The following is a 12,697-nucleotide window of genomic DNA, read 5'->3' on the forward strand; positions in this document are numbered from 1 at the left end:
TTCGCAGGCAAGCCCGGCTCCCACATTGACCGAGTCAGTCCTGGCGGATCAGAGGTGCTCGGGTCCAGTCGATTTCATCAGCCGGCATCGGCCGTCCAAACCAATACCCCTGGCCCATGTCGCATTCCTGATCCAGCAGGAACCGCGCCTGTTCCACCTGCTCGATCCCTTCGGCGTGCACCTGCATGCCCATGCTTTTGGCCAAGGCGATCACCACGCGCACAATCGCCGCGTCGTCTTCGTCCCACGGCAAGCCCGCCACAAAGCCCTGGTCGATCTTGAGCTTCTGCACCGGCAGGCGTTTGAGGCGCAGCAACGAGGAATAGCCGGTGCCAAAGTCGTCGATGGCCAGGCGCAGGCCCAGTTCGCGCAGGCGGTGCAGTTGCTCCAGCGCGACTTCCGGGTCGTCCATCACCGCGCTCTCGGTGACTTCCAGCTCCAGGAAGGCCGGATCCAGCCCAGTGGCGTGCAGCACTTGGGCGACTTGCTCATACAGCTCGCGCCGGGCAAACAAGCGGCTGGAGACATTGATGGCGATAAAGCTCAGCGGCGCGCCGTCGGCCAGCCATTGGCACATCTGGCGGCAGGCCTGGTCCATCACCCACGCATCGATGTCGGCAATCAGCCCGGTGCGCTCGGCGATGGGGATGAACTCGCCCGGGGGCACCAGGCCGCGTTCCGGGTGCTGCCAGCGCACCAGTGCTTCAACGCCGACCAAACGGCTATCGTGCAGGTCGTGCACCGGCTGGTAATACACGCGCAGCTCATGTTGGTCGAGGGCGCGGCGCAGCTCGCCGGCGATTTCCACTCGGTGTTGGGCGTGGGCGGTCAGCTCTTCGGTATACAACGCGTAGCCTTCGCGCCCGGCGCTCTTGGCCTTGAACAAGGCGGAATCGGCGTTGCGCAGCAGTTGCTCGGCGCTCAGGGCGTCACTGGGGAACAGGCTGATACCGATACTGGCGCTGATAAACAGCTGGTTGCCGTCAAAAATGAACGGATCCTTCATGGCGTTGAGCATGCGCTGCGCCAAGGCCGCCGCTTGCACCACCTGCGGGCAACTTTCGGCCAGCACGGCAAACTCGTCGCCCCCCAGGCGCGCCAGGGTCACCCCCGGCCCAAACAGGCCGCTGAGGCGTTCGGCCACCAACTTGAGCAATTGATCGCCGACGTTATGGCCCAGGCTGTCGTTGATGATCTTGAAGTGGTCCAGGTCCATCAACAGCAGGGCGCAGCCACGCTTATGCACCTGCGCAGAGGCCAGGGCCTGCTCGGCGCGATCGGTGAACAGCAGGCGGTTGGGCAGGTCGGTGAGCGGGTCGTGATGGGCCAGGTGCGCCAATTCGTGCTCGGAGTTTTTCATGGCGCTGATGTCCGAAAACACCGCCACGTAGTGGCTGACCTGGCCCTGGTCATCATGAATCACGCGGATGGTTTGCCACTGGGGGTAAACCTCGCCGCTTTTACGTCGGTTCCAGATTTCGCCGCTCCACTCGCCGGTGCTTTCCAGGGCCTGGAACATTTGCTGATAGAAATGCGCTGAGTGGCGCCCGGACTTGAACAGGCTTGGCCGTTGGCCCATGACGTCTTCGCACTGGTAGCCGGTGATCTCCATAAACGCCCGGTTGACGTGCACGATCAGCCCCTGGGTATCGGTGACCAGCACCCCTTCGCGGGTGCAATCGAACACCGCAGCGGCCTGCCGCAGGCGCTCGCGGTTCTCTTTCAGGGGTTGTTGCAACGCGTGGGCACGGGCAAAACGCCGGCCTATCCAGTAAATGAGCAACGCGCTGAGGCTGACCCACACATAACCGCGTGCCTGCAGCCAGCGCCCCAGCTCCAAAGGTTCATCGATAAAGTTGATTAATAGGTAATTGCTGAGCTGGAGCCAAACGATAGACACCAGCAGGTATACCAACCCCGCACGTAGGGCACCTCGGTATGAAAACAGCATATGCTTAGTAATCCTTACTAAATAACCAGAATCGCCCTACAAAGAATCCGGATTATAGAGTAGGAAACACTTTGTAAGTCTTATCTGAAACGGTGACTGGTTTTATCTGCAAAGGAAGTGATAATGCGGGTGCTGTTTTTTACTTTATCTGAGGGCCATACAGCCTATGTGGTACAACGGTTTTCTTGATCTGTCCGCCTGGCAACTGGTGGCAATCACGCTGTTGATGACCCACGTGACCATTATTGGGGTCACTGTCTATCTGCACCGTTATTCGGCCCATCGCTCGCTCGAGCTCAATGCCGGCCTGAAACACTTCTTCCGCTTCTGGCTGTGGCTGACCACGGCGCAGAACACCCGCGAGTGGACCGCCATCCACCGCAAACACCACGCCAAATGCGAAACCGTCGATGACCCGCACAGCCCGGTGATCAAGGGCCTGTCCACCGTGCTGCGCAAAGGTGCCGAGCTGTACCGCGCAGAGGCGGAAAACCCCGAGACGCTGCGCATCTACGGCAAAAACTGCCCGGACGACTGGATCGAACGCAATCTCTACACGCGCTACCCGCTGTTAGGCGTGGCGCTGATGGGCGTGATCGACCTGCTGCTGTTCGGCACCATCGGTATCACCATCTGGGCGATCCAGATGATGTGGATCCCGTTCTGGGCCGCCGGCGTGATCAATGGCCTGGGGCATGCCGTGGGCTATCGCAACTTCGAATGCCGTGACGCCGCCACCAACCTGGTGCCGTGGGGCATCATCGTCGGCGGCGAAGAGCTGCACAATAACCACCACACCTACCCCAACTCCGCCAAGCTGTCGGTGAAGAAGTGGGAGTTCGACCTGGGTTGGGCCTGGATCAAAGTGTTCAGCTTTCTGCGCCTGGCCAAGGTGCAGCGTGTAGCGCCCATCGCCCACCGCGTCGAAGGCAAGGGTAGCCTGGACATGGACACCGCCATGGCGATCCTCAACAACCGCTTCCAGATCATGGCCCAATACCGCAAGTTGGTGATTGGCCCGTTGGTCAAGCAGGAGCTGGAGAAAGTCGATCATTCGGTGCGCCACCAGTTCCATCGTGCCAAGCGCCTGTTGTCGCGGGAAACCAGCTTGTTGGAAGACCGCCACCACTTGCGCATCCAGAGCATGCTGGAACACAGCCATGCCCTGACCGTGATCTACGAAAAGCGCCTGGCGCTGCAGCAGATCTGGCTCAAGACCAGTTCCAACGGCCACGATATGCTGGCCGCGATCAAGGAATGGGTGCATGAAGCCGAGGCCAGCGGCATCCAATCCCTGCGCGATTTTGCCCACCAGTTGAAGACTTACTCGCTGCGTCCTACAGCGGCGTAAGGGCACCGTGGGAGGGCTTGCCCTCCCACGCACTGGCTTTTTGGCGCCATTTTCCGGGCACCGTCAATCCACGCCGTTCACGGAACTTCACCGCAATTCCCCTCTCTCAAAGAACACTTCGCCATCATGGTGACCCCTTGTAGTGACCGCTTTTGCACCTGCGGCGCGCCCAGAGAGAGTTGTACCGATGGTTCACGAAAAGCCCAGCCTGCCCGATGTGCCCACCGCAGAGCCGCCGCGCCCGGCCGCGGCGGCGACCCTGTTGGCGCTTATGCATGCTCAAGGTGAAGTCGAGCGGCTGAGTGAGCGTGAGCAACTGCTCAGCTCCCTGCTGGTCAGCGTGAACGCCGTGCTGTGGGCCATCGATTGGGAAACACGCCGCGTGTTGTATGTGAGCCCGGCCTACGAGCGCCTGTTTGGCCGCTCTGCCGGCCTGCTGCTGGCCGACCACCGTGAATGGCGCAACAGCGTCCACCCCGAAGACCTCGACTACGCCGAACACAGCCTGGCTCGTGTGCTGGAACAGGGCGCCGTGGAGGACCGCGAGTACCGCATCATCACCGCTGACGGGCAGATTCGCTGGTTGAGCGACAAGTGCTACATCAACCAGCAGGTGGTACCCGGTGAAGCGCTGATCGTGGTGGGCATCGCCGAAGACATCACCGAAAAGAAGCAACTTGAGCTGGAACTGCATCGCCTCGCCACCACCGACGTACTGACCCAAAGCAGCAACCGCCGACACTTCTTCGAACTCGCCAACCAAGCCTTCGACAACGCCTGCGCGCAGGGCACCCCGCTGGCGTTCCTGTTGCTGGACATCGATGATTTCAAAGACATCAACGACACCTACGGCCACTTGGAGGGCGACCAGGTGCTGCGGCGCATCGCCGAGAGCGGTCGCGGGGTATTGCGCCGTGGCGACCTGTTCGGGCGCGTTGGTGGCGAAGAGTTTGCCGCTGTGCTGCCGGGTTGCCCACCGGAGATGGCCCTGCAGGTGGCCGAACGGTTGGGCAAGGAAATCCAGGCGTTGGTATTTAGCTACGAGGGGCACGAATTCAATGTGACCGTCAGCCAGGGCCTGGCCGGCCTGCGCGAAGACGACTCCACCCTCGACAGCCTGTTTGCGCGAGCGGATGCGGCGATGTACGAGGCCAAGCGCCAGGGCAAGAACCGCGTTATCGCCGGTTAACACATCCTTTTGTAGGAGCGAGCTTGCTCGCGAAAAACTCACAGGCGCCGCGTTTATTCAGGAAGCCCGTGTCATCGTTGACGTTTTTCGCGAGCAAGCTCGCTCCTACAGGTGTTCGGGGGGTGTTTCAGGTTTTGCGCACTCGGGTGAGTTCCGGCAGGCCTACCTTGAGCAGCCGCGCGGTCTTGCTGCCGGCCAGTTCTTCGAGCCCTTCGTGCTCGGTCAGCCGCGCCATTTGCACCGCCAGGTTCACCACCAGGGCTTCGCGCGAATACACCCCGCCTTCAAGTGAATAAATCCCCGCGATCAACTGTCGCAACTCCAGCGGCAAGCGCCAACGTGTGCGCAATGCCGAACCGTAGGCGGCGCCAAAGGCGTCGAGGGATTCGCCGATGGTTTGGTCATCCAGGGCACCGCCGCCCTGGCGCCAGTCTTCCAGGCAGCGCAACAAGGCCAGGTCGCCCAAGCGGTGCAGAATGCACGCGCTGTAACAACGCTCGTGATCGAGCTCCAGCATGCGCGCCAGGCGCCGGGCGTAGTCGGCGCTGTCTTGGGACAATTGCCAGTGACGTTCGGCGTAGGCCACCAGCCCAGGGTCACCCAACACCACATTGTGCTTGAGCGCCAGGCCCAGGATGAGGTTCATGCTTTGGCCGGGCACCAACTTATGCAAGGCTTCTGGCAGGGTCTGCACCGGCGTGCCGTGGTAGCCGGCGCTGTTGGCGGCGGCGATCAGTACGGCGGTGATTTGCGGGTCGCTGTGCACCTGGTCTTCCAACTGCTTGAGGTCCAGGCCTTCGGGCCCCAGGCTGCGTTGCACGGCGGCTTTCACATCCACGCGCAGTGGCGCCCCATCGCAAACCTCGCGGCGCCGCTCCAGGAAGGCGGGCAAGGTCATGCCCGGCGCCAGCGGTGGGATCTCGCAGTACACGCTTTCGCCTTCGTTGAGCAGCAGGTCTTGCAGGCGCTGAGTCAGGCTTTCCATGTTCAATGGGCGGGTGAGGTAAGCGGTGGGTGCCAGGGGCAAGGCTTCGCGCACGCTGGCGCTGTCATTGCGACTGCTCAGCAAGATAAACGGCAGCGAACGGCGCTTCTGGCGCACGCTGCGCAGCAAGCTCAGGCCATCCACGCCCGGCAGCTCCCAATCGGCCAGGATCAGGTCGTAGGTTTTTTCGCCCAACAGCGTGGCGGCGTGCTGCCCATCGGCGCACACATCCAGCCGTGCGTCACAGCGCACATTCAACAGCACTTGCTTGAGCAGGTCCCGCGACCAAGGGTCTGCTTCAGCGATCAACACTCGGGGTACAGCGGGTAAATCAACAGCAGTCATCCAGCACGCTCCATCGGCAATGCTTGCACCTTAGACAATGCAGGCGCGTGCGTACAATGAAGCAGGCACAAAAAAACCGCCGAAGCGGTTTTTTTGCTTTGTCTTTTTGTAGGAGCGAGCTTGCTCGCGAAGGTCGTTAACGAAAACGCGGGCACTCATTGAAACGCGGTGCCTGGGGGTTTTTCGCGAGCAAGCTCGCTCCTACAGGGGGCGTGTCAGAGTTCGGAGAAGCACTCTTCGATGATCGCCAAGCCCTTGTCCAACTGCTCGTCCGGCGAGGTCAGGGGCACCAGTACGCGCAATACGTTGCCGTAGGTACCGCAGGACAGCAGGATCAGGCCCTTGTCACGCGCCTTGGCCACCACGGAAGCCACGGCGGCAGCGTTTGGCTTGTGGGTGTCGCCGTCTTCGAACAGCTCGACCGCGATCATCGCGCCCAGGGCACGCACTTCGCCGATTACCGGGTACTTGGCCTGGATGGCCTTGAGGCCAGTCACCAGGCGCTCGCCCACGGCCTTGCAGCGGTCCAGCAGGTGCTCTTCTTCGAACACTTCCATCACGGCCAGGGCCGCGGCGCAGGCGATCGGGCTACCGGCATAAGTGCCGCCCAGGCCGCCTGGGGCGATGGCGTCCATGTATTCGGCCTTGCCGCACACACCGGCCAGCGGGAAGCCGCCCGCGATGGATTTGGCGAAGGTGGTCAGGTCGGCGGCGACGCCCATCTGTTCCATGGCGAAGAAGGTACCGGCACGGCCGGCACCGGTTTGCACTTCGTCGGCGATCAGCAGGATGCCGTGCTTGTCGCACAGTTCGCGCAAGCGCTTCATGAAGGCTTTTGGCGCGACGTAGAAACCGCCCTCGCCCTGCACCGGCTCGATGATGATGGCAGCGATATCACGCGGCTCGGCATCGTTTTTGAAGATACGTTCGATGCTGGCGATGGAGTCGTCGACGCTCACACCGTGCAGTTCGTTGGGGTACAGCGCACGGAACACGCCGCCCGGCATCAGGCCCATGCCGGCCGAGTAAGGCACCACCTTACCGGTGAGGCCCAGGGTCATCATGGTGCGGCCGTGGTAAGCGCCGGTGAAGGCGATCACACCGGCACGGCCCGTGGCGGCGCGGGCGATTTTCACGGCATTTTCTACCGCTTCGGAACCGGTGGTGACCAGCAGGGTTTTCTTGGCGAAATCACCCGGCACCTTGGCGGCGACTTTCTCGCACACTTCTACGTAGGGCTCGTAGGCCAATACCTGGAAGCAGGTGTGGGTCAGCTTGTTAAGTTGCTCAGTCACGGCCGCGATGATTTTGGGGTGCACGTGGCCGGTGTTCAGCACGGCGATACCGCCGGCGAAGTCGATGAACTCGCGACCTTCAACGTCGGTCACGGTGGCGTTCTTCGCGGATTCGGCGAAGATCGGGTGAATCTGGCCAACACCGCGCGGTACAGCGGCTTCGCGGCGTTTCATCAGGGATGCGTTGGTCTTGCTCATAAAGTCCTCATTCGCCGCTCATCGGGCGGCGTGGCTCAAGGATAGGTGGCGGGGAGGCAACTACGGCAGCATGCGATGATCGACTGCCACAGCTTTCCCGGCCACTGCGAATAACCATGTGAAACACGCAAAGGGGCAGCGCTCTCGTGCCCTCTGCGTTTGCTGCAATCGCGTGCCTTAGATGCCCAGGCAGAGGTATTTGATTTCCAGGTAGTCCTCGATCCCGTACTTGGACCCTTCACGGCCCAGGCCCGAGGCCTTGATGCCGCCGAACGGCGCCACTTCGTTGGAGATCAACCCGGTGTTGACGCCGACCATACCGTATTCCAGGGCCTCGGCCACACGGAACACACGGCCCAGGTCGCGGGCATAGAAGTAGGAGGCCAGGCCGAACTCGGTGTCGTTGGACATGGCGATCACTTCGGCTTCGTCTTTGAAGCGGAACAGCGGCGCCAGCGGGCCGAAGGTTTCTTCCTTGGCGACGGCGGCGTTTTTCGGCACGTCGACCAGGATAGTCGGTTCGAAGAAGTTGCCTTCCATCACCTTGCCACCGGCCAACAGCTTGGCGCCTTTGCTCAGGGCATCAGCGATATGTTCCTGCACCTTGGCCACGGCTTTTTCGTCGATCAGCGGGCCGGTGGTGGTGCCGTCTTCCAGGCCATTACCGATCTTCAGTTTGGTCACCGCCACCTTGAGCTTTTCAGCGAAGGCGTCGTACACCGATTCCTGAATGTACAGGCGGTTGGCGCAGACGCAGGTCTGGCCGTTGTTGCGGTACTTGGAGATGATCGCGCCTTCGACGGCCTTATCCAGGTCGGCGTCGTCGAACACGATGAACGGTGCGTTACCGCCCAGCTCCAGGGAGACTTTCTTGATGTCCTTGGCGCATTCGGCCATCAGCTGGCGACCAATTTCGGTCGAGCCGGTGAAGGACAATTTACGCACGATCGGGTTGCTGGTCAGCTCGCCGCCGATGTCGCCAGCGCTGCCGGTGACCACACTGAGCACGCCTTTGGGGATACCGGCACGGTGCGCCAGCTCAACCAGGGCCAGGGCCGAGAACGGGGTTTGCGAGGCTGGCTTGATCACCATGGTGCAACCGGCGGCCAGGGCCGGGCCGGCTTTGCGGGTGATCATCGCGGCGGGGAAGTTCCACGGGGTGATGGCAGCGGTCACGCCGATAGGCTGCTTGATCACGATCAGGCGCTTGTCGGGCTGGTGGCCGGGGATCACGTCGCCATAGATGCGCTTGGCTTCTTCGGCGAACCACTCGATAAAGGAGGCGGCGTAGACGATTTCGCCCTTGGCTTCGGCCAGCGGCTTGCCTTGTTCGAGGGTCATCAGGCGGCCGAGGTCGTCCTGGTTTTCGATCAGCAGTTCGAACCAGCGGCGCAGCTTGTTGGCGCGCTCCTTGGCGGTGAGTGCGCGCCAGGCTGGCAGGGCCTTGTCGGCGGCTTCGATGGCGCGGCGGGTTTCCGCGGCGCCCATCTTCGGCACGGTGCCGAGAATCTCGCCCGTGGCCGGGTTGTTGACCTTGATGGTTTGACCATTGTCCGCGTCGACCCAAGCGCCATCAATGAAGGCTTGCTGGCGGAACAACTGGGTGTCTTTAAGCTGCATGTCGGCTTTCCTTAACAGCACCGCGCGCACGCGGAGCGAATTAGAGTTGTTGAAAGGCGCCTTGTGGGCAATGTCTTTGTAGGAGCGAGCTTGCTGGCGAAAAATTCAAAGGCGCCGCGTAAAACCAGAAACGCGACGTCATCGTTAACGATTTTCGCGAGCAAGCTCGCTTCTACATGGCATCAGCCTGGGGCTGCCGTCAGGGAAATCAGTCCAGCACGCCAGGATAAGTGAAAAGCGCACGGGAGACAGAGCGTTTGAAATCTCAAACGAATCCTAGGATCAATGGGGGTACAGGGCAATAGTCTGTTCGAAAAAAAGAACGAATATGGCGCATCGGGCTCATCTTTCTGATCAAACGCACACACGGCAACAGCCCCGGAGCCTTGTGGGCGCCGGGGCTATTGGGGACCTTGCAGCTTAAGGTTGGAACGACTTGAGCACGGCCAGCAGGCTGGTCAAGTTGTCGGCCACGCCGCCCTGGGCGACTTTTTCGGTGGCGGCGGCGCCAGCGGTGGTGTCGACACTGTAGATCTGCATCACGCCTTGGTTGGTGGCGGCTTGGGCCAGGGTGTTTTGTTGCTGTTGAGCCGAGACCGAGTTCTGGAACAGGATCGCCGTGGCCTGGCCCATGGATTGGTAGATGGTGCTCATGGCCATCGCGGGTGATTCGGCAACCACCTTGACGTTGGTCTGGGTGACGGCATCGGTGATTTGCGGGCTGACTGTACTCATGGTTGAAACTCCTGGGTTGAGAAACAACAACATCCGTTATTGCTCAGTGCTTAAGGCTGGAACGACTTGAGCACGGTCAACAGGCTGGTGAGGTTATCCGACACGCCGCCCTGGGCGACTTTCTCGGTGGCCGCCGCACCTGCGGTGGTATCGACGCTGTAGATCTGCATCACGCCCTGGTTGGTGGCCGCCTGGGCCAGGGTGTTTTGCTGCTGCTGGGCCGACACCGCGTTCTGGAACAGAATCGCCGTGGCCTGCGCCATGGATTGATAGATAGTGCTCATCGCCATCGCAGGCGATTCGGCCACCACTTTGACGTTGGTCTGGGTGACCGCGTCGGTAATTTGCTCGTTGACTAATGGCATGATCAATTTCCTTATTTAGTACACGGTGCATTCCGTGTTCATCAATGAACGTTGCGAAACAGGCGCTGTGAAACCGGGTTTAGGGTTTCGCTGCGGGACCCAACGCCGCTTCAATCTGGGCGATCAACCCTTGGATAAGTGCCTGCACTTCCTTGCGTTGCGCATCCTGGTCGGGAGCTGCGCCGTCCAACACCTGGCGCAGGGCTGCTTCACGTTGCTGGGCAGCGGTCTTGAGCGCTTGTTCGTTGGCCTTCGATTGCTCAAGCACCTGGGTGGCGCGCTTGAGGGTTTCGTCGACGATGGCCTGGGGCGTTCCGGCGAATACCTGCGGGTTGCGCAGCATTGCTTCGAGCCGCTGGCGGTCATCGGTGGACAGAACCGAGGGTTGCATATCGACCTCCTTGGGAGATGCCTTGGCCGCGACACGCCCGCTAAAGCCGCACCTCAACGTTGTCCTGCCAGAAACCTGCAAAGTAAAAGTGTGGCGAGGAATCACAGAAGGTCGCCAACTCCGCAGGCGTGATGGCGCTGGGCTGGTTGGGAAAAATGGCAGGCGGAGGCGGTAGCAGGTTGGCCTCGTTGTAGAGGTTGCCGACTTCATAGCAGTTGGCCGCGAACTGCGAACAAAAGGACCCGCTGCCAATGTCGATAGACTCGTTGATCCGCGTCACCAGGCTGGTATCGGAAGTCCAGCGCCGAAAGGCTGAGATCATCGCGTTCCACACGCTGTAACGGCCCCGGATATCACCGCCGATTTTGTCGAAGTAGAACTGCTTGGCAGCCACCGTCGCCGCCTCGCCCAGCTCGGTATCCACGCAGGAAAACACCATCGCCGAGCGCGGCGGCTTTTCCAGGCTCAGGTCGGTCAGGGCCAGGCCACTGCCGACACTTTCGATCACCATGGTGTCGCTTACCGCAATCGCCGGGTGAACCACATTCAGGTAGGTCGTGTCCTGCGAGAACACCTTGGCCTTGACCAGTTGACCGGCTTTGATAAACGCCCGCGTTGCGCTGTCGTCATCTTGTTTGACAGAAAAAATAATATCTCCAGGCTGCATGATGTCGCTCCTCACTCAAGAAAAGTTGCTTTCAAGTTGCTGTTGCACCGCCCCAGCAGAACGCTGGAGCGCTGTGCTCGGTTCAAGCCACTGGCGCGGCCCGGTTGGCCAGGGTGCTCGCGTACTTGGCGATGCTCTGGTCGATCTTGTCGATCGCCACGCTGGCGGCTTCGGCTTCCATCGCACCGGCAGCGGCAGCCACGGCGGCAGCGGCGCCCACCAGCAGGTCGGTGGCCAAGGCGCCCAGGGCATCTTCGGCAGCGGCTGGCAGGTTGTCCTTGACGATGTTCTCGGTCATTTGCTGGAGCAGCACGGCCTGGGCCGCCAGGGCGATCTTGCTGACCCCATCGAAGTACCCCGCCGCCGCTTGCGCCACCAGCCCAGCCGCCTGGCTGATCATCATGTCGGCCGGCACCGCGATCTGCGCCGGCGCATAGGCAAAGTTCTGCGAATTGGTGAACTGCACCGCCTGCACAATCTGGCTATTGAGCGCCGCCGTGCTGTCGGATGACGGCGCGCTCACCTGATTGAGCAAATGCTCGTTCATGCGCGCCATGATCGAGCGCGAGGCCGGGGCCGCGGGCGCCGGCGCAGGTGGATCGGCGGCGGGCGTTGCTTGGGCGGCGGCGGGTTTCTTTCTGCTGAACCACGACATAATCCAACTCCCGAGGGCTCAGCCCTTCTCGCCAATCTGCATGATCAGCGCCACGGCCTTGGAGATCACCGCGTTGGAAATCTGGTTCATCGCCTGCTGGCTGTTGACCGCGTTCTGCAACGACAAGCCCGCCGCGCTGCTGGCCACCTGGTACAGCGACGCGATGGCCTGGGCCGGCGCCTCGGCCACCACCTTGACGTTGGTTTGAGTGACCGCGTCGGTGATCTGGCTGTTGACCTCTGTCATACATCTCTCCTTGATGGCATTCACCCAGGTTTGGGTGTGGATAGCGGCGGCGTGCTGCGCTCATACCACTAGAACGCCCCACGCCAACATGTGTGAATCACCTTCAGCGCAACGCATCGCGCAGCAGTTGCACACGCTTGCGCACCAGCGGCAGCTTCACGTGCAGCTCGGCGGCGATTTGCGGGTAAGGCAGGTCGTCGACAAAACGCATCTCGAACAAACGCTGCTGCAACAGCGGTAACCGCGCGACGTGCGCCTCGAGCTGCTCCAGGCGCTCATAACATTCCACCCGCTCCAGCACCGAGGCGCAGGGCGCGGCGAGCGCGGCCAAGTGATCGTGTTCAAGATCCACCGAATCATCGAACAGCCGCCCCTCGCGCTTGCTGCGCCGCAAGCTGTCGAGAAACACATGGTCGAGCACCAGAAACAGAAACCCCTGAGGGTCACGAATGCGCTCCGGCGAGCGCCGAAAAAACAACAGGGCCTTGATCGCCGTGGCCGCCAACCACTCCTGGCCCTGATCCAGATTGCCCTTGGCCCGCCGCAACGCCCGGCGCCTGAGCTCGCCGTGCACAGCGCGCCAACTCGCTTCGAACAAACGGTCATCGGCGGCCCATTGATCCTTGAACTGAACAGTCATCCCCATCGCCAGCACTCCTGTGCATCCTTGATGAAGGGCCAGTCTGCGAGGGCTCGACGGGGGC

13 protein-coding genes are annotated in these 12,697 nt (G+C 61.5%); 2 read left to right on the forward strand and 11 right to left on the reverse strand.

The features are described from left to right. Nucleotides 1-34 precede the first annotated feature (34 nt). Nucleotides 35-1,951, reverse strand: a complete 1,917-nt coding sequence (dibA, locus tag V8689_RS28765) for a phosphodiesterase DibA (protein WP_056782567.1) — start codon at nucleotides 1,949-1,951, stop codon at nucleotides 35-37. 166 nt (nucleotides 1,952-2,117) lie between these two features. Here dibA and desA point away from each other — a divergent pair, with 166 nt between their 5' ends. Further along, nucleotides 2,118-3,302: a delta-9 fatty acid desaturase DesA gene (desA, locus tag V8689_RS28770; RefSeq protein ID WP_056782566.1), complete on the forward strand. Its 1,185-nt coding sequence runs from the start codon at nucleotides 2,118-2,120 to the stop codon at nucleotides 3,300-3,302. Between the two features lie 187 nt (nucleotides 3,303-3,489). After that, nucleotides 3,490-4,491, forward strand: coding sequence for a GGDEF domain-containing protein (locus V8689_RS28775; RefSeq protein ID WP_032894198.1), 1,002 nt, complete (start codon nucleotides 3,490-3,492; stop codon nucleotides 4,489-4,491). 127 nt (nucleotides 4,492-4,618) lie between these two features. Here the strand turns inward: V8689_RS28775 and V8689_RS28780 are convergent, their stop codons facing one another. From V8689_RS28780 to V8689_RS28825, 10 genes are all read right to left on the reverse strand, one after another. Then, nucleotides 4,619-5,821 (reverse strand): HDOD domain-containing protein, encoded by a 1,203-nt coding sequence (locus tag V8689_RS28780; RefSeq protein ID WP_044271329.1) that lies wholly within the window; start codon nucleotides 5,819-5,821, stop codon nucleotides 4,619-4,621. Nucleotides 5,822-6,036: 215 nt separating this feature from the next. Then, nucleotides 6,037-7,314 carry a 4-aminobutyrate--2-oxoglutarate transaminase gene (gene gabT / locus V8689_RS28785; protein ID WP_434520665.1) on the reverse strand — a complete coding sequence of 426 codons (1,278 nt, stop codon included), beginning with the start codon at nucleotides 7,312-7,314 and terminating at the stop codon, nucleotides 6,037-6,039. Nucleotides 7,315-7,491: 177 nt separating this feature from the next. Beyond that, nucleotides 7,492-8,934: an NADP-dependent succinate-semialdehyde dehydrogenase gene (gene gabD / locus V8689_RS28790; protein ID WP_056782564.1), complete on the reverse strand. Its 1,443-nt coding sequence runs from the start codon at nucleotides 8,932-8,934 to the stop codon at nucleotides 7,492-7,494. Between the two features lie 420 nt (nucleotides 8,935-9,354). After that, nucleotides 9,355-9,669: a RebB family R body protein gene (locus tag V8689_RS28795; protein WP_003187551.1), complete on the reverse strand. Its 315-nt coding sequence runs from the start codon at nucleotides 9,667-9,669 to the stop codon at nucleotides 9,355-9,357. A 50-nt stretch (nucleotides 9,670-9,719) separates the two neighbouring features. Next, entirely contained in the window at nucleotides 9,720-10,034 is a 315-nt protein-coding gene (locus V8689_RS28800) for a RebB family R body protein (protein WP_003187550.1), read from the reverse strand. Between the two features lie 79 nt (nucleotides 10,035-10,113). Further along, complete coding sequence (locus V8689_RS28805; protein WP_056782563.1) at nucleotides 10,114-10,425, reverse strand: hypothetical protein; 312 nt, start codon at nucleotides 10,423-10,425, stop codon at nucleotides 10,114-10,116. A 40-nt stretch (nucleotides 10,426-10,465) separates the two neighbouring features. Continuing rightward, nucleotides 10,466-11,092: a hypothetical protein gene (locus tag V8689_RS28810; RefSeq protein WP_003187547.1), complete on the reverse strand. Its 627-nt coding sequence runs from the start codon at nucleotides 11,090-11,092 to the stop codon at nucleotides 10,466-10,468. An 82-nt stretch (nucleotides 11,093-11,174) separates the two neighbouring features. Continuing rightward, nucleotides 11,175-11,747 carry a hypothetical protein gene (locus V8689_RS28815; protein WP_056782562.1) on the reverse strand — a complete coding sequence of 191 codons (573 nt, stop codon included), beginning with the start codon at nucleotides 11,745-11,747 and terminating at the stop codon, nucleotides 11,175-11,177. A gap of 18 nt (nucleotides 11,748-11,765) precedes the next feature. After that, nucleotides 11,766-11,993 (reverse strand): RebB family R body protein, encoded by a 228-nt coding sequence (locus tag V8689_RS28820; protein ID WP_003187543.1) that lies wholly within the window; start codon nucleotides 11,991-11,993, stop codon nucleotides 11,766-11,768. Between the two features lie 103 nt (nucleotides 11,994-12,096). Next, the gene (locus V8689_RS28825; protein ID WP_177342979.1) at nucleotides 12,097-12,639 is read right to left on the reverse strand and encodes an RNA polymerase sigma factor; all 543 of its coding nucleotides are present in this window, start codon (nucleotides 12,637-12,639) and stop codon (nucleotides 12,097-12,099) included. Between the last annotated feature and the right edge of the window lie 58 nt (nucleotides 12,640-12,697).

This window comes from Pseudomonas sp. AK181 (genome assembly GCF_051122975.1).
Classification (GTDB): domain Bacteria; phylum Pseudomonadota; class Gammaproteobacteria; order Pseudomonadales; family Pseudomonadaceae; genus Aquipseudomonas; species Aquipseudomonas lactis.

Bases quoted from the DNA above. Each gene is read 5' to 3' on its own strand.
- dibA (WP_056782567.1), bottom strand. From the start codon at position 1,951: ATGCTGTTTTCATACCGAGGTGCCCTACGTGCGGGGTTGGTATACCTG.
- desA (WP_056782566.1), top strand. From the start codon at position 2,118: ATGTGGTACAACGGTTTTCTTGATCTGTCCGCCTGGCAACTGGTGGCA.
- V8689_RS28775 (WP_032894198.1), top strand. From the start codon at position 3,490: ATGGTTCACGAAAAGCCCAGCCTGCCCGATGTGCCCACCGCAGAGCCG.
- V8689_RS28780 (WP_044271329.1), bottom strand. From the start codon at position 5,821: ATGACTGCTGTTGATTTACCCGCTGTACCCCGAGTGTTGATCGCTGAA.
- gabT (WP_434520665.1), bottom strand. From the start codon at position 7,314: ATGAGCAAGACCAACGCATCCCTGATGAAACGCCGCGAAGCCGCTGTA.
- gabD (WP_056782564.1), bottom strand. From the start codon at position 8,934: ATGCAGCTTAAAGACACCCAGTTGTTCCGCCAGCAAGCCTTCATTGAT.
- V8689_RS28795 (WP_003187551.1), bottom strand. From the start codon at position 9,669: ATGAGTACAGTCAGCCCGCAAATCACCGATGCCGTCACCCAGACCAAC.
- V8689_RS28800 (WP_003187550.1), bottom strand. From the start codon at position 10,034: ATGCCATTAGTCAACGAGCAAATTACCGACGCGGTCACCCAGACCAAC.
- V8689_RS28805 (WP_056782563.1), bottom strand. From the start codon at position 10,425: ATGCAACCCTCGGTTCTGTCCACCGATGACCGCCAGCGGCTCGAAGCA.
- V8689_RS28810 (WP_003187547.1), bottom strand. From the start codon at position 11,092: ATGCAGCCTGGAGATATTATTTTTTCTGTCAAACAAGATGACGACAGC.
- V8689_RS28815 (WP_056782562.1), bottom strand. From the start codon at position 11,747: ATGTCGTGGTTCAGCAGAAAGAAACCCGCCGCCGCCCAAGCAACGCCC.
- V8689_RS28820 (WP_003187543.1), bottom strand. From the start codon at position 11,993: ATGACAGAGGTCAACAGCCAGATCACCGACGCGGTCACTCAAACCAAC.
- V8689_RS28825 (WP_177342979.1), bottom strand. From the start codon at position 12,639: ATGGGGATGACTGTTCAGTTCAAGGATCAATGGGCCGCCGATGACCGT.